Genomic DNA, 22,592 nt, shown 5'->3' on the forward strand with positions numbered 1-22,592 from the left:
TTAAAAGGGTACTCCTCAGTCATTAGCCCTATGACTATTAACAGTCAAACCAATGAAAACGCTCCCCAAGCAGGGGGAAAACTGAGTTTTTTTGAACGCTATCTAACGGTTTGGGTATTTTTCTGCATTATTGGGGGCATTATTTTGGGAAGAACCTTTCCAGAAGTTGCCGAGGCTTTAGATGCCATTAGTATTTATCAAGTCTCCATTCCCATTGCTGTCTGTTTATTCTTCATGATGTACCCCATCATGGTAAAAATTGACTTTTCCCAAGCCGTAGAAGCTGCGCGAACCCCAAAGCCTGTTCTCCTCACGTTAGCAATTAACTGGCTAGTAAAACCCTTTAGCATGGTGCTATTTGCCCAAGTCTTTTTAGGGTGGCTTTTTCGCCCTTTAATCGAAGGAACAGAGATTGTTCGCGGTGGACAGGAAATTGCTTTAGTTGACTCTTATATCGCTGGAACGATTTTACTGGGAATTGCCCCCTGTACCGCCATGGTTTTGATGTGGGGTTATCTTTCCTATAGTAACCAAGGACATACCCTCGTCATGGTTGCCATTAATTCTCTAGCAATGTTGTTTCTATACGCCCCCTTGGGAGGTTGGTTATTACAAGCCAATGAAATGGTTGTTCCTTGGGAAACCATGCTTTTATCCGTTGCAGTTTATGTGGCGTTACCCCTCGCTGCAGGAATGTACACCCGCTACTGGATATTTAAGCATAAAGGAGAAGCGTGGTTTAATCGCTACTTTTTGAAATACCTTAGCCCTATTAACACCGCAGCTTTATTATTTACATTAATCCTTCTCTTTGCCTTTCAAGGAGATGTCATTGTCGAAAACCCTTTTCACATCGCCTTAATTGCGGTTCCACTGTTTATCCAGACCAACTTTATCTTTTGGCTGACTTACCTAATTGCCCAGAAACTCAAATTTTCCTACGAAGATGCTGCCCCAGCGGCGTTAATTGGTTCGAGTAATCACTTTGAAGTTGCCATTGCTACAGCCGTAATTTTATTTGGCTTAAACTCTGGCGCTGCTGTTGCAACCGTTGTGGGCGTTCTAATTGAAGTCCCTGTCATGTTAATGCTGGTGAAATTCTGTAAAAGAACAGCCTTTTGGTTCAGACGTGAACCTGATAAAGCAACATTACTTGATCCTCGTTGTGTTAAAGGAGATTATCAAAATATATGAGCAATCATCCCCCGAGAATTTTATTTCTATATGGATCTTTGCGTGAATGCTCTTATAGTCGTTTACTCTCAGAAGAAGCTGCCCGCATTATCGAAGGATTTGGCGCAGAAGTCAAGTTTTTTCATCCCCATCACCTCCCTGTGAGAGGACAAGTTGAGGAAACTCACCCTGAAGTGCAGAAACTGCGAGAACTTTCTCAATGGTCAGAAGGTCAAGTTTGGTGTTCTCCTGAGATGCACGGAAATGTAACAGGGATTCTAAAAAATCAAATTGATTGGATTCCTTTAAGTATCGGGGCGGTACGTCCTACTCAGGGGAGAACTTTGGCGTTAATGCAGGTTAGTGGCGGTTCTCAGTCTTTTAATGCTGTCAATACGATGCGCTTACTAGGACGTTGGATGCGGATGTTTACGATTCCGAATCAGTCTTCTGTGGCTAAGGCGTATCAGGAGTTTCATGAGGATGGAACGATGAAAGAGTCTCGGTATCGCGATCGCGTTGTCGATGTTATGGAAGAACTGTATAAAATTACCCTGCTCATGCGCGATCATGTTGATTATCTCACAGACCGCTACAGTGAGCGTAAAGAAAAAGCCCAGCAAGAAATCAAAGAAACAGCAAATAAAGCCACCTCTTAAATTAGGAGACATGATTCATGAGAAACGTGATTTTTATCTGTAAAAGAAATTCCTGTCGTTCCCAAATGGCAGAAGGGTTTGCACGTACCATCGGAGACGGTAAAATTAAAGTGGTCAGTGCTGGTTTAGAAGCCTCACGAGTTCATCCTACCGCCGTTGAGGTGATGTCAGAAGTTGGCATTGATATTAGTGATCAAACCTCTGATCCTGTCACTGCCTACAATCCTGAAGATTATGACATTGTGATTTCTTTATGTGGTTGCGGGGTCAATTTACCGCCCGAATGGTTGACGAGAGATGTTTTTCAAGATTGGCAATTAGATGATCCTGATGGACAACCCTTAGACACCTTTCGGCGGGTTCGGGATGAAGTTAAAGCAAGAGTCGAAGCCTTAGTTGCCAATGAGTCAATCTCGCGAGCAAAAGCATCCTAGAGAACGAGAAGATAAAGCCATTGTTGAGGGTTTGTTTCAGGGAGAAATGAGCGATTATAACCTCGCAGAATTAGCCCGTCTGCGAATTCGCTACAAAAACTTCCCTGGGGCAAACGCCCTGCAACGAGACTTAGATTTATTATTACAGCAATGGGATTTAACGGAAGAAGAATTATTTGCAAAAACCCGCGAAATTCATCAGCAAAGACGAGTTTATACGAAAGAAGAGACTGATCAGGAGGATTGGAGTTAGTCAATAGCGCAATATTTTTTAAATGATTTCCCAACCAATTATAAATTTCCGATCGACTGATTTCATGTGTGTTAAAAGTCTGGAAATTTAAGATAAAACTTGCAAAAAAAGCAATTGTTAAACTAGACAGATAGAGGAATTAAGGAAGGAAATAAGATTGCCGAGAGTCCGAGTTCGACAGCACGTTAACCCCCTCAGTCAAAAATATCAAGCTCCCATTACGCCGCCAAAGTGGGAGCAAATTTATGCTGATTTAGACAAGCCCTTTTTCCTCGATATTGGATCAGCTAGAGGGCGTTTTCTGCTTGAAATGGCAGAATCTCAGCCCCAATATAATTATTTAGGGTTAGAAGTGCGAGAACCGTTAGTGGAAGAAGCTAATTTAAAGCGAGATCACTTAGGCTTTACTAATCTCCACTACCTCTTCTGTCAGGTGAATGTCTCCTTACCGACAATCTTATCTTCCCTTCCGAAAAAATCTCTTTATTTAGTAACCATTCAATTTCCTGATCCGTGGTTCAAAAAGCGTCATGCTAAACGGCGCATCGTGCAGCCTGAATTAGTGGATACTTTGGCTCAATATTTAGTTCCTAGTAAAGAGGGTGGGGTTTTCTTACAGTCAGATGTTCAGTTTGTTAGCGAGGAAATGACTCGTTATTTTGCCGCTCACCCTAAATTTATACAATCTCCCGCCTTTTTATTAGCTGAAAACCCTTTTCCTGTGGCAACTGAGCGAGAGACAACTGTTCTTAGTCAAGGAGAACCTGTTTATCGCACTTGGTTTTGTCGTCAGTAGGAACTATCTTATTAAATTGCCATAAGTTTCTGCATCCACTCCCATTCTTGACTTAATCCTGTAGCAAGATCAACTTTTGGAGAATACCCCAGTAACTTCTGTGCCTGACTAATATCAGCAGACGTATCTCTTGCATCTCCAGTGGCTTTTGAGAAGTAATTACGAGTAATGGTTTTCCCTGTAATGGCTTCCATTTTATCAATGACATCACTGAGAGAAACCCGAGAACCCCCACCAATATTAAAGGGTTTTCCAATGGCTTCTGGAGCTTCAGCTGCTGCTAAATTTGCCGCGATCGCGTCACTGATAAAGGTAAAATCTCGCGTCTGCAAGCCATCCCCATAAATTGAAATCGCTTCATCTTTGGTAATGGCTTTTAAAAACTTATGAAACGCCATATCTGGACGCTGACGGGGGCCATATACGGTAAAATAGCGGAGAGCAGTGGCTGGAACCCCAAAACATTGATGATATTGCCAGCATAATAGTTCTGCTGCTAGCTTGGTAATGCCATAAGGAGATACGGGTTGTGGACAAGTCGATTCTGGGGTGGGTAAACATTCTGCATTGCCATACACAGAGGAACTGGAAGCATAAACAAATCGTGTTAACGTTGTTGCCTCTTTCGCCGCTTCTAACATTACCTGTGTCGCATTGAGATTACGTTCGGTGTAGAAATGAAAGGTTTGTCCCCAACTTGCTCTTACCCCAGCTTGGGCGGCTTGATGAAATACAACTTCTGTATCAGTTAGAAGATGCTCCCAATCTAAATTTAAGATATTCTCTTCAATCAGTTGAAACTGGGAATTTTCTAACGCACTAGCAATATTTGAGCGTTTTAGTTGTGGATTGTAATAATCGTTAAACTCATCAATGCCAATAACTGTTTTGCCTTGAGCGAGTAATGCCTCTACAAGATGAGAACCAATAAAACCTGCTGCTCCTGTAACAATATACTTTCCCATACCTAATATTTGCCTAGAAATGACTTAAGAGTAAATTATAACCTCTACAAAAGCTGAATAAAGGACTACAGAGGCAAAAATTAAATCTTTCTACATTTGACAATTTTGCGCGATCGCGATGTTTCTACTATACTCGACCAAAAACCTGTATATTATGTTGGGGTCTTCTTGCGGATTCAAATCAATAAAATACTGACTGGTAGAAAATGGAGTTTTTCGCTATAACTAATAACAAATAGAGCCAGAAGGGAAAATCTTGATCATTCTCTTAATGGTTATGTGAGGAGATGAAGATTGTAAAAAAAGTTAAATAAGTACATTATTAAAAAAGTATGGCTGACAACGGAAAAAATAAAGACTTTGAGGAAGAACTCTTAGAAAAAGAAACTGGATATACTCCAGGGAGTACCAACTTCCAAAAATGGGGGCTTGACCTTCATCCTGTCGTTGCTCCTATCTCAGCGATCATTGTTTTGGCATTTGTTGTGCCGACAATCATTTTTCCAGAACAAGCAGAAACTGTTTTTGAGGAAGCACAAGACGCGATCGCGAGTTATGGCGGTTGGTTTTATGTTTTAGTTGCCAATATCTTTTTAGGCGTAATTATCATCTTTGCCTTTAGCAAGTTTGGTAGAATTCGCCTCGGTGGACAAGATGCCGAGCCTGAGTTTTCTACCTTTGCTTGGTTTGCAATGTTACTCAGCGCCGGAATGGGTATTGGTTTAATGTTCTGGAGTGTGGGGGAACCCATATTCCACTTTAGTGACCCCCCTGTAATATTTGGGTCAGAAGGAGGAACTCCAGAAGCAGCGGAAACTGCCATGACCCTAACTTTCTATCACTGGGGACTCCACCCTTGGGGGCTTTATGCCTTAGTGGGGTTAGGGCTTGCCTTTTTTACCTTTAATCGCGGTCTGCCCTTGACCATGCGCTCTATCTTTTATCCTTTAATTGGGGAGAGGATTTACGGAATTCCCGGTGACATCATTGATATTTTGGCAGTGGTTGCCAACTTATTTGGTTTAGCCACCTCATTAGGACTGGGAGTGCAACAAGTAGCAACTGGAATTGGGTTCCTTTTTGAGGCGATTCCCACGAATGTTACCACCCAAGTTATTTTAATTGCTGTAATTACGGGATTTGCCACACTCTCAGTTGTTGCTGGGTTAGACGGTGGGGTACGTCGCCTCAGTGAATTAAATCTGGTTGTGGCGGCTGTTTTTATGGGCTTTGTTATTATTGTTGGCCCCACTCTATTTATCTTTGACACTTTGGTTCAAAATTTGGGTAATTATATTGCTCGCTTCCCGATGCTTAGTTTTTGGACAGAATCCTTTGAAGATGGCGAGGGAGGCTGGCAAAACGCTTGGACAATTTTCTATTGGGGCTGGTGGATTTCTTGGTCTCCTTTCGTGGGAATGTTTATTGCTCGGGTTTCCAGAGGAAGAACGATTCGAGAATTTGTGATGGGCGTTCTGATTATTCCGTCTCTGCTATCTTTCCTTTGGCTATCAGCTATGGGCGGAGCGGCGCTTAATTTAGAGCTAAATGGTGTTGCTGATATGGTGGGCCCAATTGGGGATGATGTATCAGTAGGAATGTTTGTCATGCTAGAAAACCTACCATTAGTACTAATAAGCTCTCTGATTGCGATTACTCTCGTAACGGTGTTCTTTGTGACTTCCTCTGACTCAGGTTCGTTAGTAGTGGATAACCTCACCTCTGGCGGTAAGTTAGACTCGCCTGTTACCCAACGGGTTTTCTGGGCGATCATGGAAGGGGTTGTTGCTGCAGCATTGTTAATTGGTGGTGGCGAAGAAGGATTAATCGCCCTACAAACGGCAGCAATTACCACAGGTTTGCCGTTTGCCTTCCTGTTATTAGTGATGTGCTACAGCTTAAATCGTGGCTTAGGGCAAGAGTTACGAGAACTAGAGTTTGATGTAGGGTAATTACTGATTTCATTATGATGAGAAGGAAAGCAATAAAGATGAAGCAGTTATGGCTGAATTTCCAGCAATTAATACGTCTCCTTTGATTTTTTTAACGAAAGGGAATTGTCTCTCTCTGCTACAGAATGAGTAAAAAATGGTGACTCTCACAAGGTAAGATAAGTTATCCTACCTTAAGGAGGTGAGAGTCATGAAAACCAAAGTCTCAGCAACGGTGGACTCCCAACTGTTAGCCAAACTGGAAGAGGAAACAGGAATGACGCGATCGCAGCTTTTAGAAGAAGCTCTACGCCATTACCAAAGTTTTCTCGTTGAAAAAGAGTTAGAGCAATTTTACTCTCAACATGAAGAAACTGCAGATGAGGAGTATGCTACGGAGATTGCCCAGATGAATATCGAGGCGGCAGTTTCTGATGAGTGAACAGGTTTTACAGGGAGAGGTTTATCTGTTCAAAGCAGTTTCTAGCAGTGGGGAGAGCAAAAAACGCCCTTGGGTGATTGTCTCTGAAAATATCCGCAATCAGTACAGCAGTACCGTGTTAGCAGTTCCTTTCACATCTGAGGCAAACAGAGTTCCACCGACCCGCGTACGAGTCCCGAAGGGAGAAGGAGGGTTAGCGGTGGATTCTATCGCTATGTGTGACCGCATTACGACGTTAAAGAAAACTTTATTGGCGCGGGGTCCCTATGGTGGGGTGATTGCTTCTGATTACTTGTTTCAGATTCAAGAGGCGGTGCTGATTGCTTTGGGACGATATAAATAGAGGAAAAACAATGGATGAATTGGGGCAAGAAATAGTACAAGCTGAGGCGAGAGTAGTTCGAGACTGTCCGCTGGCGATGGAAACTCCTTTGCCCTTGACTCATCATCCCGCCGCCGTCTATTTGTCTCAACTCGCGCCGCGATCGCGTAGAACCATGCGTCAGGCGCTAAATTGTCTCGCGGGGATTTTAACTCAAGGACGCTGTGATGCTTTTACTTTAGATTGGTCTAAACTTCGTTATCCCCAAACCGTTGCCTTACGATCCGTTTTAATGGAAAAGTATTCTCCTGCTACGGCGAATCGGATGTTATGTGCGCTACGGCGAACGCTTAAGGAGGCTAAACGGCTGAAGTTAATGCCTTGGGAGGAGTATGCGGATGCGGTGGATTTGCCCAATATTCGAGGGAAAACGTTACCGAAGGGGCGGATGTTAGAGGAGTCGGAAATTATAGCACTGTTCCGAGTTTGTTTGGAAGAGAATTCCCCAGGGGGAAAACGAGATGCGGCAATGATTGGGATTTTGATGGGAGGATTGAGACGGGCGGAGGTGGTGGCGGTGAGTCTTGAAGATTTGAATCTGAAAACTAGGGGGTTAATGGTTCGTCAGGGGAAGGGGAATGAAGACCGCATGACTTATTTGCCAGAAGGGGCGTTAAGGGCGGTTTGGGATTGGTTACAGGTTCGGGGAGAAGCTCCAGGGGCGTTGTTATGTCCGGTTCAACGCTATGGGAAGGTTGAAATCCGATATATGAATGATCAGGTGGTGATGAATGTGTTACAAAAACGCGCCGCCCAAGCTGGTGTCCCTCCTTTTACTCCTCATGATTTCAGACGGACTTTTATTAGTAATTTATTAAATACAACGGATTTGCTAACGGTACAGCAGTTAGTGGGACACGCTGATCCGGCAACTACTGCTAAGTACAATCTACGGGGAGAAGCCGTTAAACAGGATGCTGTGGGACGACTCCATGTTCCTTATCCCGAAACAACTAAGCATTATTATCAATTTGAAGAAAATGATTAATAGATTCAACAATTTCCTGTTTATTATTCTCTGATCCCCATATATCTAACTTGATATTTTTACCCGATTGCAGAACTAAGTGAACATTAGTACCACTCTTTCTGGTACTAACAATTTCAGCTTGTTTAATTTGGTCAAGAGGATATGATTCAGTCTCAGTTTTATTAGAAGAAGGGCTTTGTTTAGTCAAAAACATTTTCCCTGAATCTTTATCAAAAAAACAATCAACTGGCAACTTGACCCTTTTAACATTTTTGTAATAATTCCTTACTCCTGCTAAGAAAAAATACACTCCAAAACCTAAAAGTATCCAGTTATTACCACCTTGACTTAGAGATAATGAATCTTGATTAGAGTTATCTATAAAATCATTAATTTTATCTACTTGTTCATGCCTATAAGAGGAACGAGAGTTCCATGTCTCTGTTAAAGGAATTTCATCACGATCAGTAATAAGAGTCGCTCGGTAAACAGTTCTTTCAGTTGTTCTTCTCCTTCCACTACTTGTTCTTCTTCTGGTGCTAATCCGATCTTCAACTTTAGCTTTCTCTAGTTCATCAAGTGGAATTTCCTCACTCCTAGCTGGAAGTAAACCAAATATACGTCCAGAGGTAATCTTACAACTCTCCTCATGCTGACGATCGCAGTTCAAAGTAACTACAGTATTCCCCCATCCTGCTATAAATACTCCTAATCCTATAGCAAATAATGATCCAACTATTGTGTTTGTTTTCCTTGATTTAAGATCATTAGATGCCAATAAATGCTCCAATCTTAATTTATTGGAAGTCTTTTTTGTAATATACATAACAAACTAATCAAAACTAATAATAATAATATCAAAACTTAACTATAAAGATCATAAAAATATTGATACCAAAAGTGCAAAATGGTAATATAAAATATTATAAAACATAAAATCATAAATAATCTAATAATAATGAAAATTACAAAAAATACATCAAAAGAACTAAGACTAGAACATCCTAATACTAGATTCTCATGGAGACGAGAAGGAATAGTAGTATTAAGTGGAACAATAACAATAATAGGAATTATAACAATTATACTAGGTATATTAAGTGAAAGCAATCGAATAGAACTTATAGCATTTGGGATTTTCTTTATACTTGCAGGAGGATTTTACACTAAAGAGATACTCAAATATTATTTTAAAGTTGGCTGTATTTTCGACAAAAATTCAGAAAAAATATTCTTAATTAAACAAACTCCTTTTTCTTTAGAAAGAGATATAAATGAATCATACGAACTTTCAGAAATTAGAGAAGCTAAAACTATAACAAAAAAAGAAGCAACTCAAACAGCTAATACAACGACAACTACAACAAGATATATTAATTATCTAATTTTTAAATCAGGCGCAAGATTAAAATTAGACATATCAGGATCACCAAGATACAAACAACAAATCAATAGAACAATTAACGAGTTCCTACGAACTACAAATTAAAAATTTATTAATTAAGTAAAGTAATATACATAACAAAAAAACTAACAGTATAACTTAATTCAGTCTCATCCTTATTATACATCTTGTAAAAAATGCCAGAAATCTTTCTTATTATAGTGGGATTCAATGCGGTTTTTTATGCCGTCGGCTTGATCAATATATACAGTTGGCAAATCATCAGCATCAATAGGATTAAAGTTATGTCATAATCTACTTTTTACGCGGTATGAAAATCAGCAGTAACCGTTTCATTAAAGGAGCGCACAATGCTAATAATGTTATCGGCATCTTCTTCAGCAAATACACCGTCGAGTCCTTCATAATGGAAGTCTTGAAAGGGAGGCTCATATAAGAGTCCCGGATCCATTACTCCGTTTTGTGTGAGGTAGTCGATAATGGTTTCTACAAAGCGAATTTGGTTAGCGCTGAAAGTTTCCTGTTCCAGATAGCGGGCAAAGGCTTCTTTAGCAGCGCCGCGATCTAATCCGACAATTTCCCGAATGAGACGAGTGAGACTGAACTGTTTGCCAAACACTTCTTCAAAGCGTTCTCGACTCTCGATTTCTTCAGCATTAAAGAGCATGTCTTCAAGAGAGTTAAGATCAGTTTCGGTTAGCGGAATGTTGCGTTTGAGTTTCGCGATCGCGACATGATGTTCATTCGCTTTGATATAGGCTTCCACTTTCTTCTTATATTGGTAAGGACTAAAGCCTGTTTGCTGAATGGGAACTTCTGTCTCTTCAATTGCTCCCATTTCATCAGCAAAATCAGTATAAACAATTTGTCTTTGCTCGCGATCAACAAAATCCATTAAATCCGCAGTTGTTGCCGAACATACTCAACCATCCCAAGGGTGACATCTTCCCACCAAGATTCCACTTTTACTTCTTCAATGAGGGGAAGTTGTTCCTTAACCATGGGGATATTTTGCTTAGTTTCTAGTTGAGTAACCAAATCTCGGATTTGATCCCGATATTGGGTGAATTGATGATCCTGTTTGACAATCGACAGTTGGAGTTTGAGGCAAAGTAAGTCAAAGCGTTTGGCAAGCTCTTTTTCGCGGGGCAATTTATTGGGAAGTGGCGCTAACTCTTCCCTAATGGTGTCTATATCATCGTCACTTAAATTTTCCCAGCGTTCCCGTTGCGAAAAGGTTTCTACAGCTTCTAAATGACGACGCACTAGAAAATTATCCTGCTCCATATTGGCGACATGCTGATGGAGATGATCTAATAAGTTATCTTTCAGTTGCGTTTGTTCCTCTTCGTCATTGGCACTATGATTTTTTAAGGCTTGAGCTAGTTGCAGTCGGGTTTTAACTAAGCGAGTGCTAAGAGCCTCTGGCGGTTTACGTTCCGGTTCTTGAATATCTTGATTGAAAAAGTCAAAATTACCGCATAAGTCGAAGACAAGGAATTCTTGTTTATGTTGCCCCACGCCGAATAAGTCTGGGCAACAGCGAGTTCCCCGACCAATCATTTGATTAAATTTCACTCGGGAATAAACTGGTTTGAAAAAGACTAAGTTAACAACTTCAGGAATATCAACCCCAGTGTCTAGCATATCGACAGAAACAGCAATGGTTGGCTCTTTGTGGGGTTCGGAAAAGTCATCTAAAAGTGCTTGGGCATAAGAATTATGACTATCAATGACTTGTGCAAATTTTCCTTTCAAGTGAGGATAGTTATGGTCAAAACGTTGAACAATAAAATTGGCGTGTTCATGATTGCGAGCAAAGATAATTGTTTTACCCAACCGATCTCCCCCTTCGATTCTTAATCCTTTTTCCATCAGCAGTTCTAGGGTTTGATCGATGGTATTCAGGTTAAACAGCCAATGATTAAGGGCGTTGGGTTCGATAGCAGGAGGCATTTCTCCTGTGGTGTCGTTTAAGAAGGTAGCTTCATATTCTTGTTGTTCTTCGGGAGAAAGGTCGTCATAGTTGATTCCCCGACTGAGGAAGCGAAAGGGAACATTAACCCCGCGCGGGGGAACTAAATAACCATCTGTGACGGCATCGGATAGTTCATAAGCAAAGGAAGGAACCCCCGGTTCTAGGTCAAAAATTTGATAGGTATCGCGGTGAATTTCTTCGCGAGGAGTCGCTGTTAGTCCCACAAGCAGACTATCGAAGTATTCAAAAAGAAAGCGATATTTCTGATAAATGGAACGATGGGCTTCGTCAACGATAACGAGGTCAAAATGTCCTGGACTAATAAAGTGTTGATTACTATCGTTACGGTTAATGGCATTAAAGATGGTGGGATAAGTGGAGAGAACCACATTCCCGGTTTCGATGGCTTTGTCTTTGGTTAAGTCAATGGGAGTTACTGTGGGAAGATGAACTTTTAACGCCCGTAAGACTTGCGTGAGGAGGGCGTTCCGGTCAGCGAGAAATAAAACCCGTTTTACCCAATTAGCTCGCTTCAATAAATCAATTAACGCGATCGCGGTGCGAGTTTTGCCGGTTCCCGTTGCCATCACCAGCAGCGTTTTACGTTTCTTATACTGGTCAAATTCTTCGGTAATGCGGGTAAGGGCTTCAAGTTGGTAGCTTCGCCCTGCAATTTCGGTGTTAGGTTGAAGTGAACTACCTCTCTTAAATCAAAGATTGTAAGAGAGGCTTCCTACCCAATCAGGAGCTTATCACTTCCGAGGAAGAAATAAGGCTTACCCCAAGGCGATAGGCTTTGCCCCGCGTCCCACAGGTAAAAAGCATGGTAGAGAATTGAAAATTCTTTTAATTCTGGCTTGGTTTTCGCCGAATGGTCTCCCATGCGAGACTTATTTAATCATACCGCAAATGGGCTGATTCATGAGGGGCTGTCATCTGGGGTCTCCCCAGATGTGCGGAATGCACCTCCGCATTCCAACTTGAATTCAATTCAAGTTGGGTCGGAGGTTTATACGCCCCGTCTACCGACTAAATTAAAATTGTAGTCGTAGGATTCTCAGCCCTTCTGCTAAATGCAGGGGTTTGCGGTTAGTACGACGGAAGATCAGGCGTTGCAGTTCATCTGGTTTGAGGAAGCCTTGGACAGAACGCGGTGGATATGTCACATCATCCCATAGCCAATGCTGATAGCCGTTGGAATAAAAAATGACCGGACGCTGTTGGTATTGCTGTTCTAAACAATCGGCGTAAAGTTTCGCTTGATGTTTCCCTTGATTAGCATCTTTGCTAGTACGTTTGGCTTCTACTAGGGCGAGAGGAGTTCCATTGTCTGCCCAAAGCACATAATCAATATAGCCTTTGCCGGTGCTGTTAGGCATTCCCGTAACTTCATATTCTTGGGCATGGGGTTGGTCAATATCCCATCCTGCTTCCCGAAGCAGAAGATCAATGAGGTAATGGCGAGTATCAGCTTCGTTATAGTCGTGGGGATCGCTAACAGCTTGATTTTGCTGTCTCAGTTCATCAAGTTCCGCTTTCAGGGCATTAAGTTCTTGTTCTGTCTGTTGTCGCCTTGTTTCGGCGATACGACGCATTTCGTCGGTTTCGGAAAGTTGGGTTTCTAATTCTTGCAGTTGTTGACGGCTATAGTCTTGATTGCCTTGGCTATCTGGGATGAGGTCGCGGTCAAAGGTCAGTGAAGGGAGATTTTTGCCGTTTGGAGAGTAGAAACGACATAGCCAGTAGAGGATATGAAACAGTTCTTTTACTAAATGAAGCGCGTCTTTTTCACCGATGGGGGTGTTTTGGTGAACAGCATGGTTGCCTGTTTTAAGAATAGTGCGGAATTTAGGAAAAAGTCCCGGTTTTAGATTATCTTTGAACGTTTGTTCATGGATTAACGCACCAAGATTGCTATCATAGGGGAGTTTAAGATAAGGATCATTAGCATATAGCCATTTAACGGCTTGTTCCAGCGTGTAACGACTATAAAAACAACTAGCACGAGGGGCAGTTTTCACCAGTTGTTCCGCTTGAGTAGCGTCTTGGTAAAGGTCGGGATAATCGGTTTGGAGGAAGTCGAAATTAGACGGCATTGGCATTTTGGCTGTAAAACACTAGAAAGGCTTCAGCGCGTTGAATTTGTAATTCGGCTTCTTCTCGGGAAATGAGATCGGTAGCACCATAGTCTCCCACATTTCGTAAGTCTTGCGCTTCTTTAAGTTGTCGATGAAATTTAACAGGGACTCTTTCTGTTTTAGCAAATTCTCTTCCAAAAGCGGAAATTACGCCCGAATGTTTGGAAAAGGTTAAGCCATCGCCTAAAAGGAAGGCAGAGGCAATATAAAACATCGTGTAATAAGCTCTGGAGACGGCAAAATCGTAATACCCTCCTGCTAAGAGATATTGGGCAGCATTAAGGCTTTGTTGGGCTTTTTGGAACAGTTGGTTTTGTTCGGGGGTCACACGGGAATTCCTTCCTTATGGATGTTCTGAATCAGAGGGGTTTTGAGATAATGCCAGTCTTGTTCGGAAAGATAAATACAGTTAATTAATTGATCTGTTTCCAGAGAGAGGTTACTAATTAAAGCATTATTGCGCTTAATTTCAGCAATGGGATTCACTTCTCCAGCTAGAATAACTAAAACATCAATATCGGAATCGGGTTCCGCTTCCCCTCGCGCTTGTGAACCAAAGAGAATTAGGTTAATCAGTTGGTCTTGATAGGTTTGTTGAAGCTGTCGTTTGAGTTGACTAAGCGTTTGTTGAAGTTGATTGGATTGCGTTACCGATGACATGAGATTTTTAAGTTATAGTTCGCCTTTAAATGCTCTTTGGAGTAGGGAATTAAAAAGGTTATTTGCATTTTCAAGTGCTTGTCTAGAAGCTAATAATGATTCTTCAATAGTTTTTTCTACTTTCGTAAAGCGCATTATTTCCGAATAAGTAGGAATCATAATCTGATAATTGTTAAAATGTTCAAGTGTTAATCCTTCAGTATTAAGTCCTCTTGCTTTATTTAGTAAAGTATCTTGACCAAGTTTCATATGCCAATGACAATATCTTGTCATCCATGAATCATATAATTCAATCGCTTTTATATCCTGATTAAAGCAAGTAGGAACCTTAGTCCGCACTACTGGTAAACGCTTCATTAGAATTTTACTTTTTACAACAACTAATAAAGTTCCAATTCCCACTAGTTTAGTTGAACTATCTTCAATAGCTTTCTCAGTAATATGATTTTTAGTATCTACTAACATGTGAACATTCATGTCTTTTGAAGTTACCCAACAAATATTACCTTCATAATACTGAGGACATTTTTTACTAGGAGTACCACCTCCTGATATTTTTGCAAGTTCCCCAAGAGATTTCAGATTCCAACCTTTTGAATTAGTAGTAGGATCGCCAAACATTTCTAAGAAAGTCGATCGCGCCAGTTCTTCGGTAAGCGCGATCACGCCTTTCCGCTTTTGACGAATAGCATCAGCGCGATCTAATATCTCTGCTATTCGTTTCTGTTCTTCTAATGGGGGTAGAGGAATTTGGACTTTTTTAACTACATTAATATTTAAATTTTTTACTGTTGTACCAGATGCGAGACGCTTAAACTGTTTATAAATAAGATCAGATCTTAAAATATAGTATAAAAAATTTTCGTCTAAATTTGTTTCTTTTTTTCTTAAAACTAACCACCCATCATGAATACATCCAGTTGTCCTCATAATGTAAGGTTTACAAAAACTCATCGAATTAGATAAAATAAAATCTCCACTATACACAACTCTAGTTTTGGAAATTCCTTCTGGTTTTATTTTTTGCTGAGTTTCATAAATATATTTGCTAATTCCTTGAGTATTGCTAATTTTTACCCAATTAATTCCATTTTCTGAATCAGTTAAATAAGACGTAATTGGTCTAGGAGATCCTCCCCTTTGTATTGTCAAAATTTCACCTAAACTAACTTCCTTCCACATATAAAAAAGCTTTATTTAATCAGATTTTCCAAAGCATCTAAATCTTGTTGAATATCATTTTCTAAGTCCTGTAACTTTCTTAAAATTACTTTAGGTGGTTCATACTCAACTTCTTCATATTCAATTTCCTTATAACGATTAATAGACAGATCGTAGTTATTGTCTTTTATTTCATCTTTGGGAACAAAAAATGCTTTACCAGTGCGATTAGAATCTTTTTCCGGGTCACGGTTTTTCCAACGCTGGACAATATCGGGAATATCGTTTTCTTCGACTGGCTGACGCTTATCATCAAGGGATAATCCATCTGCTTTCATTTGGTAAAACCAAACATTATCCGTTCCGCCAGCATTGGTTTTCGTAAAAATCAGAACAGCAGTGGAAACTCCGGCATAGGGCTTAAAAACGCCCGATGGCATGGCAATAAGACCTTCCAGTTTATGGTCTTCTACAATCGTTTTCCGAATGGTTTGATAAGCCTTTTGAGATCCAAATAAAACACCATCAGGAACAATTACTGCAGCACGACCGCCAACTTTTAATAACCGCAAAAAGAGGGCAAGAAACAGTAATTCGGTTTTCGTCGTGGAAACAATTTTCGTCAGGTCTTTCGCGATGGTGGATTTTTCAACTGACCCCTTAAACGGCGGGTTAGCAAGGATTAGACTAAAAGACTCCGATATTTCCGAACGATTCTGAGAAAGGGAATCACAGGATTCAATTTTTGACCCTTCTATCCCATGGAGAATCATATTCATGCTGCCAATACGCAACATGGTGGCATCGAAGTCATAACCGTAAAACATCCCTTGCTGGTAATGCTCTCGGTTTTCGGGAATGTTAATCAGGTGGTTTCCCTCGGCATCTTTTTTGTTTTTGACATAGTCTGCTGCTGAAACTAAAAAACCGCCAGTCCCACAAGCAGGGTCACAGATGATTTCCCCCGGTCCTGGGTCAACTAACTCCACCATCATCCGGATAATATGGCGAGGGGTGCGGAATTGTCCATTTTGCCCAGAATTTGTGAGTTTAGAGAGCATATACTCATAGAGATCCCCCATTAAATCCACATAATTGCTATGTTGGGCAGTTCTGGCTTGTTGCTCCAAATCTGCCAACATTTGATCAATTTGTTCCACTGCATTGGCAAGGAGAGCAGGACTGCTAATGAGAAACGTTGCATCTTTCATGTAGCGAGAATAATTGCTTTCCTGCTCGCTGCCCTTTAGTTGTTTGATAAAGGGAAAGACATCCTCTCGTACAACCTCCAACATTTTTTCCGGATCATCAAGATTTTTGAAATGAGACCAGCGACAATGTTGTTTGTCTTCGGGAAAAAGAGGATCTTTAACGGGACGGTTTAAGCGTCGAGCTTTCTTTTCCTTAGCCAGTTCCTTGTCATCCAGTTGTTTGATAAACAGAAGATAAGAAATTTGTTCTATCACAGAGAGGGGATTGCTAATGCCGTTGCTCCAAAATGTTTCCCATAGGCGATCAACTTTTGACTTTAACTCTCCTGTGATCATTAGTGTTCCTTTTTTGCGTCGTGAAAGCTATTATAACCCCTTACTGAAGGCTATTATCAAGAAAATTGCTAAAGACAGCATTAACGTCTGGTGAATCGTTTTACGGGATTGTTCATTCCCTTTTTTCGGTTAACCCCAAAGACAAAATGCTACTCTATTTTCCATGCTAGAAAATGAAATAAGAGGTTTGATGCAGCGCGTGCAGTTGAAACCAAAAATTAGGAGGTGACAGCGTTATGGCACTTGTACGTTGGAATCCTGCTACTGAACTCGATGCTTTCCGTCGTCAAATGGATCGCCTATTTAATGAAATGACGGGCGATCGCGCTCTAACGCCGCAATGGGGTCAACTTCCGATTGAACTCAATGATGCTGGTAATAATTTAGAACTGAAAGCCCAAGTCCCTGGCATGAATCCTGATGATTTAGACGTGACGGTAAACCGTGACTCTGTAACCATCAGCGGTGAATATCGTCGCGAAAACGAAGGAGAAAACAGCTACGGCTCTGAATTCCAATATGGTAAGTTCAGTCGTACTATTGGTTTACCCGTTGGCATCCAACAAGACCAAGTACAGGCGGACTACAACAACGGCCTTCTGACGCTACACTTACCGAAAGTGGAAGAAGCGACGAATAAGAAAGTAAAAATCAACTTTGGTGATCAACAAGCCATTGCGGGTTCCAGCGGACAGTCCTAACCGATAACACCTCCTAAAACGGCAACCCCCTTTCTGCTCTGGAAGGGGGAATTTTTTTTTATTAATATGATATTTTCTAATCAAGATAAGTAATAGAAGGTTGCTATGGCAAAATCAGTCATCAAAAAATTTGATAAAACATTTGATCAGGTATTTTATACTTCATTAAAAGCTGTCAAAGATTTAGGATACAAAATTGAAAAAATAGATAAAGATTCAGGCTCAATTAATTTTAAGACAGGGTTGAGTTGGAACTCATGGCTTGGTCAATTTATGTCAATTTCAATAAGCAACGAGACAAATGATTCCATTGAAGTAAGCATTTCTGGCGTTAGAAATAAACTATTTATATTTGGGTTAAAATTAGATTTACAAATTTATGATTGGGATGAATCTAAAAAAATTGCCCATAAAGTTTTTGAAAAAATGGAAAATCATTTGTGAGCCTATTTGTCTATTATAATCCACATTTCTATACCAGTCAGGAACTATTGATGAACTAGCAACTGAAAAATCAGGCTCTTACAGTTAAATACTGATTGCTAGATATTAAAATTTTTGATCCTAGTGATATCCAGATTTTTATTTCAAAATCTGATCAAAAGTAGATTAGTAATGATCCAGATTGTGATTGAGTTGAGGCTCTCCCGTTAAATCAAAGACTATAACGGGAGATTCTTGCTTCTACTCCACTTAACTAGACAGTCTCAAAAATGAAACCATGCCCGTCAGACCGAATCCACAAGCATTTTAGTTTTACTTCCACGAGCCGTTCGACTGCAGAAGGATATAGATATAGACAGTAATAAATCCAAGATTACGATGCAAAGAAAATTGAAGAAGGCTAATCTTCTGATCGCGCTCTTATCTCATCATACATGGAAACTCGCTTACGGTTGTAAACATCCGCCGTTCTTGAGCTACAGTCTTCCCGAATACCGACACGCACCATAGAGACAGATGCCGAAGAGGGCGCGATCGCGCTGGGTGCTAAACCCCTGAGTAAATAGGAGTTGTATTTCTTCAGGGGTAAGAATCTTTGCTTGCCTATGCCGATCAATCTTCATGACTTTTCGCTATTGTCGATCGTGTTACTAGTGGCTTCTTGATGGGCTTTATCAATCAAATATTCAATGTAGTTGTTATAAGTGCGGTGCTGCTTGGCTGCGTCCTGTTTTGCTTTTTTGATCAAATCTTCTCGGATATAGATAGAAGTTCGTTTACGTTTAACTGTCATCTTTCTTTTTGTTTTCTTTTTGTTTTCTTTTCGTTTTTTTTGTATTATACCTCATAGTGAGCTAAATATGAGCTATAATATACCCGTTGCTTTTAGCTCACTATGAACTAATCATAATGAGAACAATAGAAAAGTGCAATTTGATCTGGTAGCTTTTCCAGATAGAACTTAATTCCAGTAACAGTAAGCACAGAGGACAGAAAAAATGGCTAGACTTAAAACTTTTGGTGTCCCCTTCCTTGAGAATGATCAAAATTTATTAAATTTTGTAGAGGCGGAAGCGCAGCAGCAGAAACGATCAAAAGCCAGTCTGTTTCGCCAGTGGGCTTATGAAGCCTATTTAGAACACCAAAAGTCAGCAGGCAATAAAATATTGTTCAACGAACATTTAAACTGACAATTAGCCCGTCATAGGTGGAACTAACACCTCGGGGCTAATTCCCAGTAAACGAAAAGAGGTAAACAGAAATGAAAAAAAATATTTTACATTTCGTTTCTTCTTCTAATGATAGAAGAAAAAATCGAAACGTCCAAGTCATTGAAACTACTTTTCTAAAGGTTAACAATTATAGTAATTTTTACCATAATTATAGTACCACAAGCTACATAGACTTATTGAAATCGCTCGTTCTACCTTCAGGACGGGCGATTCAGTGTTTATCTGACATTGAAACCGAAGTAATTGGAAGTGAGGGGGAATAAGAATAATGGTTACAACAACAGCACAACAACAGCAAAAACAAACTGCCAGTCGTCCACATACTATCAATGAGAAACACTGGAAGGACCTAACACGCGATCGCGCTTTACCGCCAAAATGGGTAAAAGCTAATTGTCGGAGCATTGACATTAAAGAAGCCTCTGAGATACTGCATTACCAAGCCAAAAGCGATGGCTTACTATTAGAATCTGCCAATGGTCAACAACAATTTAAGCCCGATCAGCCGTGGAGTGGCAAGCAGGGGAAAAAAGCTCCAAAGTATCGAACCCCTTACAAAGATAATATTGACGCGATGTTACCCATTAATCCTCATGATCCAAACTTCTGGAATAATGAGGAAGAGTTAAAGCAGGCGTGTTGGATCATCGACGGTGTCCCTTGCCTTATCATTACAGAAGGTTTATTTAAGGCAATCCAAGGAACAGCCAATGGTTTACCCACCATCGCATTAACGGGCGTTGAGAATGGCTTAACTGGCAGTAAGGATGACAAGGAAAGTAAACGATATTTAGTGGATCAACCCAGAAGATATGCAGAATTAGGTTTTGGTTTCATTATTGCCTTTGATGCTGATTGTGCCACCAATAAGAATGTTGTTCGTGCTGAGAAAACCTTTGCTACCAAACTGGAAAAATTTGAAATTCCCGTTTACTCTATTACTGGCACTTGGTCAGCAGAAGATGGTAAAGGAATGGACGACTATATCCAGAATCACGGCATTGAAGCCTTCCGAGAGAAATTAATCCAAGCTGAGTTAGTTCGGGATAAATACAAAAGCGACAATAATGGTGACGGCACTGACAATAAGCCACCGATGGCAGGCGCGATTGGTGAAGAGTTAGCAGAAACTTATCGCGATCGCTGGGTTTATTGCTCGGACCTCAGTTCATGGCTAGTTTACGAACTGGAGGAAACTGGCATCTGGTCGATGGTTGCTGACGACTATATCAGCCATGCCGTTCTGATTGAACTTAAGAATCGGGACATCCATAAGTTCCGTTCTAATAAGTACATGAACAATATCTTGGGATATCTCAAGGATGAATTGTTCATTCGGAAGTGGGACGAGCAGCCCAAACGCTACTTACCATTTAAGAACGGCGTTTATGATCTAGAATCTGGCAAGTTTCATGATCACTTGCCGGGCTTCCGACTAACTTGGAAGTTACCACGGGATTATTGCATTTTTACCGACGATAAAGATAAAGACTGTAACACCATTTTTACTTTCTTGAAACAGCTTACCAGCGACGATTCTAAAAATATAAACACTATCCTTGCCTTTATGGCTGCCCTATTGAAGGGCAAAACAGATATGCAGAAATTCCTTTATCTGCTTGGCTCTGGTGGCAGTGGCAAATCTACCTTAATGGAGTTGATGACTGAATTAGTGGGTAGCAAAAACGCCACCAGCTTCTCTCTAGAAGATTTAGAGGACAAACACAACATCATTGATTTATTCGACAAACGACTGCTTAACCTTCCCGACCAGCCCCCGATATCAAGCCGTAAAAACAGTAACTTTAAGCGGTTAACTGGTGGCGATGACTTATCCGGGCGACGGATGAGAAAGGATGTAAGCTCATTTAAGTTTCAAGGCTTGGCAGTGTTAACGAGTAATCAGTTTTGTTTCCCTGCTAGTGCTTCCAACTGGCTTAACCGCCGCATGATTCTAATTGAGTGTAACAACGTTTTGCCTAAGCGCGATCGGGATTTGAAACTACTTGAGAAGATGAAAGAGGAACTAACTGCCTTTACCTCTTATCTGCTACATAACTTTGATGATGATCTGATTGAGGAACTAATCCTTAACCCAGATAGTCCCGAGCTAACCCTGGCATCATGGAAACGCCAGTGTGAATCCGATGGTTTAGCCGCGTGGATCAATGACGAGCTTGTTCCAGAGAATGGCGCGATCGCGATTATTGGAAGTGATGGAAACCGATGGCAGCAAAAAGATGAGGATTACGATCCTGATGAATCTTCCCTTTACGCTTCCTACTGCCATTACTGCCGCCAGAGTGGACGTAAACCAAAAACCTCCCAAAACTTCTCTACTGATTTATTAGAAATTTGTAATCAGTTACTAGGTTGGGATGTAGCCAAGGACCTGAAACGCTACGCTGGCAAACCTCAACGAGTAATCGAAGGACTGCGACTAAGAACAGACACCGATAACGATATTCCATTAGTTGAGGAAAGATTTTCAGAAAGTGTAACAACCTATAGCCAAGATGTAACAACCCCCGTAACAACCCAAAATCCCCATAAACAAAGCGATGTAACAACCGTAACAACCGTAACAACCCAAAACAACAATGAGAAAAAAGAAAAAAATAAACCTCATTTAGCTTCTGATACTAGTACGGAAAATCAAGCTAATAACTTAGGTTTAAATTCTGAAAATAAAAAGGATGATAAAAACCCTGATACGGTTGTTACACCCACAGACAAAAATCCTGAAACCCCTGTAGACTCAGACTCACAGAAAACAGAGCAGGTTGTTACACCATCTGATAAGGGTCGTTACGGGTCGTTACAGGTTGTTACACCCTCTGATGATGGAGTGGATTTTTCTACTTACCCTGCACGTCGGGACGATTCCCTCGCCCATAAAGAAAAGCAGGCGAAAAAATGCCGCCGATTATTATCAGAGTGCCAAACTAATAAAGATATAGAAGATTTTAAGAGTGATTCTGGATTTTCTAAAGCTGAATATAAATGGGTATGGCACAACCTTTTAACAGCTGATGAAAGAAAACGGTTACGTCAAGTGGCTAACACTTCTCAGTCGTCCTTATTTTAATATCGCGATCGCGCTCCAGAAAACATCAATCCATAAAAAGGGTATTTTACTATCAATACTCAATCGCTAAATCATCTCCCTACAGGATTCTTTGGCTGAGTAGATCGGAATCACCAAAAACTGTATTCCCCCCACAAAAGGCAGGGTCGTTTCATTCTCCTGAAATCACCCTCAGGTAGGGAGATGGGGAGATAGGGAGATGGGTACAATTTATGGATTGATTTGTATTTTTA

Annotated in this window: 25 protein-coding genes; 14 read left to right on the top strand and 11 right to left on the bottom strand. The window is 40.7% G+C overall.

Annotated elements, in window-relative coordinates:
- Window positions 1-30 precede the first annotated feature (30 nt).
- The 5 genes from arsB to trmB all read left to right on the top strand — a co-directional run bounded on the left by arsB (window position 31) and on the right by trmB (window position 3,315).
- A complete protein-coding gene (gene arsB / locus FRE64_RS07510) occupies window positions 31-1,194 on the top strand; it encodes an ACR3 family arsenite efflux transporter (protein WP_146295397.1) in 1,164 nt (387 codons plus the stop codon).
- Window positions 1,191-1,832, top strand: coding sequence for an arsenical resistance protein ArsH (arsH, locus tag FRE64_RS07515; protein ID WP_146295398.1), 642 nt, complete (start codon window positions 1,191-1,193; stop codon window positions 1,830-1,832). The genes arsB and arsH overlap by 4 nt, the downstream gene beginning before the upstream one ends.
- Window positions 1,833-1,849: 17 nt before the next feature.
- Window positions 1,850-2,266: an arsenate reductase, glutathione/glutaredoxin type gene (arsC, locus tag FRE64_RS07520; protein ID WP_146295399.1), complete on the top strand. Its 417-nt coding sequence runs from the start codon at window positions 1,850-1,852 to the stop codon at window positions 2,264-2,266.
- Window positions 2,235-2,519 (top strand): DUF3288 family protein, encoded by a 285-nt coding sequence (locus FRE64_RS07525; RefSeq protein WP_146295400.1) that lies wholly within the window; start codon window positions 2,235-2,237, stop codon window positions 2,517-2,519. Before arsC ends, FRE64_RS07525 begins: the two co-directional genes overlap by 32 nt.
- Before the next feature lie 157 nt (window positions 2,520-2,676).
- A complete protein-coding gene (gene trmB, locus FRE64_RS07530) occupies window positions 2,677-3,315 on the top strand; it encodes a tRNA (guanosine(46)-N7)-methyltransferase TrmB (protein ID WP_146295401.1) in 639 nt (212 codons plus the stop codon).
- 11 nt (window positions 3,316-3,326) lie between these two features.
- Here trmB and FRE64_RS07535 read toward each other — a convergent pair whose 3' ends face one another.
- Window positions 3,327-4,280, bottom strand: a complete 954-nt coding sequence (locus tag FRE64_RS07535; protein ID WP_146295402.1) for an NAD-dependent epimerase/dehydratase family protein — start codon at window positions 4,278-4,280, stop codon at window positions 3,327-3,329.
- A 332-nt stretch (window positions 4,281-4,612) separates the two neighbouring features.
- Between FRE64_RS07535 and FRE64_RS07540 the strand changes: the two genes are divergently transcribed.
- From FRE64_RS07540 to FRE64_RS07560, 4 genes are all read left to right on the top strand, one after another.
- Window positions 4,613-6,232, top strand: coding sequence for a BCCT family transporter (locus FRE64_RS07540; RefSeq protein WP_146295403.1), 1,620 nt, complete (start codon window positions 4,613-4,615; stop codon window positions 6,230-6,232).
- A 190-nt stretch (window positions 6,233-6,422) separates the two neighbouring features.
- Window positions 6,423-6,653: a ribbon-helix-helix protein, CopG family gene (locus FRE64_RS07550; protein ID WP_146295404.1), complete on the top strand. Its 231-nt coding sequence runs from the start codon at window positions 6,423-6,425 to the stop codon at window positions 6,651-6,653.
- On the top strand, window positions 6,646-6,996 hold the full coding sequence (locus tag FRE64_RS07555; RefSeq protein ID WP_146295405.1) for a type II toxin-antitoxin system PemK/MazF family toxin: 351 nt from the start codon (window positions 6,646-6,648) through the stop codon (window positions 6,994-6,996). The genes FRE64_RS07550 and FRE64_RS07555 overlap by 8 nt, the downstream gene beginning before the upstream one ends.
- A gap of 10 nt (window positions 6,997-7,006) precedes the next feature.
- On the top strand, window positions 7,007-8,023 hold the full coding sequence (locus FRE64_RS07560) for a tyrosine-type recombinase/integrase (RefSeq protein WP_146295406.1): 1,017 nt from the start codon (window positions 7,007-7,009) through the stop codon (window positions 8,021-8,023).
- Here FRE64_RS07560 and FRE64_RS07565 read toward each other — a convergent pair.
- The gene (locus tag FRE64_RS07565) at window positions 7,989-8,831 is read right to left on the bottom strand and encodes a hypothetical protein (protein ID WP_146295407.1); all 843 of its coding nucleotides are present in this window, start codon (window positions 8,829-8,831) and stop codon (window positions 7,989-7,991) included. The genes FRE64_RS07560 and FRE64_RS07565 overlap by 35 nt on opposite strands.
- A gap of 132 nt (window positions 8,832-8,963) precedes the next feature.
- Between FRE64_RS07565 and FRE64_RS07570 the strand changes: the two genes are divergently transcribed.
- The gene (locus tag FRE64_RS07570; RefSeq protein ID WP_146295408.1) at window positions 8,964-9,494 is read left to right on the top strand and encodes a hypothetical protein; all 531 of its coding nucleotides are present in this window, start codon (window positions 8,964-8,966) and stop codon (window positions 9,492-9,494) included.
- A gap of 217 nt (window positions 9,495-9,711) precedes the next feature.
- Here the strand turns inward: FRE64_RS07570 and FRE64_RS17850 are convergent, their stop codons facing one another.
- The 7 genes from FRE64_RS17850 to FRE64_RS07600 form a co-directional block, all read right to left on the bottom strand.
- Entirely contained in the window at window positions 9,712-10,305 is a 594-nt protein-coding gene (locus tag FRE64_RS17850) for a type I restriction-modification enzyme R subunit C-terminal domain-containing protein (RefSeq protein ID WP_246140409.1), read from the bottom strand.
- Window positions 10,305-12,062 carry a DEAD/DEAH box helicase family protein gene (locus tag FRE64_RS07575; protein WP_315862647.1) on the bottom strand — a complete coding sequence of 586 codons (1,758 nt, stop codon included), beginning with the start codon at window positions 12,060-12,062 and terminating at the stop codon, window positions 10,305-10,307. Before FRE64_RS07575 ends, FRE64_RS17850 begins: the two co-directional genes overlap by 1 nt.
- Before the next feature lie 360 nt (window positions 12,063-12,422).
- Window positions 12,423-13,484: a type I restriction endonuclease gene (locus FRE64_RS07580; protein WP_146295409.1), complete on the bottom strand. Its 1,062-nt coding sequence runs from the start codon at window positions 13,482-13,484 to the stop codon at window positions 12,423-12,425.
- Entirely contained in the window at window positions 13,474-13,854 is a 381-nt protein-coding gene (locus tag FRE64_RS07585; protein WP_146295410.1) for a HEPN domain-containing protein, read from the bottom strand. Before FRE64_RS07585 ends, FRE64_RS07580 begins: the two co-directional genes overlap by 11 nt.
- Window positions 13,851-14,186: a nucleotidyltransferase family protein gene (locus FRE64_RS07590; protein ID WP_146295411.1), complete on the bottom strand. Its 336-nt coding sequence runs from the start codon at window positions 14,184-14,186 to the stop codon at window positions 13,851-13,853. Before FRE64_RS07590 ends, FRE64_RS07585 begins: the two co-directional genes overlap by 4 nt.
- Window positions 14,187-14,198: 12 nt before the next feature.
- On the bottom strand, window positions 14,199-15,368 hold the full coding sequence (locus FRE64_RS07595) for a restriction endonuclease subunit S (protein ID WP_146295412.1): 1,170 nt from the start codon (window positions 15,366-15,368) through the stop codon (window positions 14,199-14,201).
- Window positions 15,369-15,379: 11 nt separating this feature from the next.
- Entirely contained in the window at window positions 15,380-16,894 is a 1,515-nt protein-coding gene (locus FRE64_RS07600; protein WP_146295413.1) for a type I restriction-modification system subunit M, read from the bottom strand.
- 236 nt (window positions 16,895-17,130) lie between these two features.
- On the opposite strand from FRE64_RS07600, the gene FRE64_RS07605 reads away from it, so the two are divergent.
- Entirely contained in the window at window positions 17,131-17,595 is a 465-nt protein-coding gene (locus FRE64_RS07605) for an Hsp20/alpha crystallin family protein (RefSeq protein ID WP_146295414.1), read from the top strand.
- Between the two features lie 105 nt (window positions 17,596-17,700).
- Window positions 17,701-18,039: a hypothetical protein gene (locus tag FRE64_RS07610; RefSeq protein ID WP_146295415.1), complete on the top strand. Its 339-nt coding sequence runs from the start codon at window positions 17,701-17,703 to the stop codon at window positions 18,037-18,039.
- A gap of 476 nt (window positions 18,040-18,515) precedes the next feature.
- Here FRE64_RS07610 and FRE64_RS17435 read toward each other — a convergent pair whose 3' ends face one another.
- On the bottom strand, window positions 18,516-18,662 hold the full coding sequence (locus FRE64_RS17435) for a hypothetical protein (protein ID WP_186709010.1): 147 nt from the start codon (window positions 18,660-18,662) through the stop codon (window positions 18,516-18,518).
- Window positions 18,659-18,832 carry a hypothetical protein gene (locus FRE64_RS17440; RefSeq protein WP_186709013.1) on the bottom strand — a complete coding sequence of 58 codons (174 nt, stop codon included), beginning with the start codon at window positions 18,830-18,832 and terminating at the stop codon, window positions 18,659-18,661. The genes FRE64_RS17435 and FRE64_RS17440 overlap by 4 nt, the downstream gene beginning before the upstream one ends.
- Before the next feature lie 205 nt (window positions 18,833-19,037).
- Here FRE64_RS17440 and FRE64_RS07615 point away from each other — a divergent pair, with 205 nt between their 5' ends.
- Both FRE64_RS07615 and FRE64_RS07620 read left to right on the top strand, forming a co-directional pair.
- Window positions 19,038-19,229, top strand: coding sequence for a hypothetical protein (locus tag FRE64_RS07615; RefSeq protein WP_146295416.1), 192 nt, complete (start codon window positions 19,038-19,040; stop codon window positions 19,227-19,229).
- A 310-nt stretch (window positions 19,230-19,539) separates the two neighbouring features.
- Window positions 19,540-22,359: a phage/plasmid primase, P4 family gene (locus FRE64_RS07620; RefSeq protein ID WP_146295417.1), complete on the top strand. Its 2,820-nt coding sequence runs from the start codon at window positions 19,540-19,542 to the stop codon at window positions 22,357-22,359.
- Window positions 22,360-22,592 lie beyond the last annotated feature (233 nt).

The organism is Euhalothece natronophila Z-M001 (assembly GCF_007904085.1).
In the GTDB taxonomy this organism is placed as follows: domain Bacteria; phylum Cyanobacteriota; class Cyanobacteriia; order Cyanobacteriales; family Rubidibacteraceae; genus Halothece; species Halothece natronophila.

What these genes read in the sequence shown, in the direction of transcription:
- FRE64_RS07565 (WP_146295407.1), bottom strand. Translation starts at nt 8,831, where the DNA reads ATGTATATTACAAAAAAGACTTCCAATAAATTAAGATTGGAGCATTTA.
- FRE64_RS07620 (WP_146295417.1), top strand. Translation starts at nt 19,540, where the DNA reads ATGGTTACAACAACAGCACAACAACAGCAAAAACAAACTGCCAGTCGT.
- FRE64_RS07595 (WP_146295412.1), bottom strand. Translation starts at nt 15,368, where the DNA reads ATGTGGAAGGAAGTTAGTTTAGGTGAAATTTTGACAATACAAAGGGGA.
- arsC (WP_146295399.1), top strand. Translation starts at nt 1,850, where the DNA reads ATGAGAAACGTGATTTTTATCTGTAAAAGAAATTCCTGTCGTTCCCAA.
- FRE64_RS07550 (WP_146295404.1), top strand. Translation starts at nt 6,423, where the DNA reads ATGAAAACCAAAGTCTCAGCAACGGTGGACTCCCAACTGTTAGCCAAA.
- FRE64_RS07525 (WP_146295400.1), top strand. Translation starts at nt 2,235, where the DNA reads ATGAGTCAATCTCGCGAGCAAAAGCATCCTAGAGAACGAGAAGATAAA.
- FRE64_RS17440 (WP_186709013.1), bottom strand. Translation starts at nt 18,832, where the DNA reads ATGACAGTTAAACGTAAACGAACTTCTATCTATATCCGAGAAGATTTG.
- FRE64_RS07560 (WP_146295406.1), top strand. Translation starts at nt 7,007, where the DNA reads ATGGATGAATTGGGGCAAGAAATAGTACAAGCTGAGGCGAGAGTAGTT.
- FRE64_RS07540 (WP_146295403.1), top strand. Translation starts at nt 4,613, where the DNA reads ATGGCTGACAACGGAAAAAATAAAGACTTTGAGGAAGAACTCTTAGAA.
- FRE64_RS07555 (WP_146295405.1), top strand. Translation starts at nt 6,646, where the DNA reads ATGAGTGAACAGGTTTTACAGGGAGAGGTTTATCTGTTCAAAGCAGTT.
- FRE64_RS07605 (WP_146295414.1), top strand. Translation starts at nt 17,131, where the DNA reads ATGGCACTTGTACGTTGGAATCCTGCTACTGAACTCGATGCTTTCCGT.
- FRE64_RS07600 (WP_146295413.1), bottom strand. Translation starts at nt 16,894, where the DNA reads ATGATCACAGGAGAGTTAAAGTCAAAAGTTGATCGCCTATGGGAAACA.
- FRE64_RS07580 (WP_146295409.1), bottom strand. Translation starts at nt 13,484, where the DNA reads ATGCCGTCTAATTTCGACTTCCTCCAAACCGATTATCCCGACCTTTAC.
- FRE64_RS17435 (WP_186709010.1), bottom strand. Translation starts at nt 18,662, where the DNA reads ATGAAGATTGATCGGCATAGGCAAGCAAAGATTCTTACCCCTGAAGAA.
- arsH (WP_146295398.1), top strand. Translation starts at nt 1,191, where the DNA reads ATGAGCAATCATCCCCCGAGAATTTTATTTCTATATGGATCTTTGCGT.
- FRE64_RS07570 (WP_146295408.1), top strand. Translation starts at nt 8,964, where the DNA reads ATGAAAATTACAAAAAATACATCAAAAGAACTAAGACTAGAACATCCT.
- FRE64_RS07610 (WP_146295415.1), top strand. Translation starts at nt 17,701, where the DNA reads ATGGCAAAATCAGTCATCAAAAAATTTGATAAAACATTTGATCAGGTA.
- FRE64_RS17850 (WP_246140409.1), bottom strand. Translation starts at nt 10,305, where the DNA reads ATGGATTTTGTTGATCGCGAGCAAAGACAAATTGTTTATACTGATTTT.
- FRE64_RS07590 (WP_146295411.1), bottom strand. Translation starts at nt 14,186, where the DNA reads ATGTCATCGGTAACGCAATCCAATCAACTTCAACAAACGCTTAGTCAA.
- FRE64_RS07615 (WP_146295416.1), top strand. Translation starts at nt 19,038, where the DNA reads ATGGCTAGACTTAAAACTTTTGGTGTCCCCTTCCTTGAGAATGATCAA.
- arsB (WP_146295397.1), top strand. Translation starts at nt 31, where the DNA reads ATGACTATTAACAGTCAAACCAATGAAAACGCTCCCCAAGCAGGGGGA.
- FRE64_RS07535 (WP_146295402.1), bottom strand. Translation starts at nt 4,280, where the DNA reads ATGGGAAAGTATATTGTTACAGGAGCAGCAGGTTTTATTGGTTCTCAT.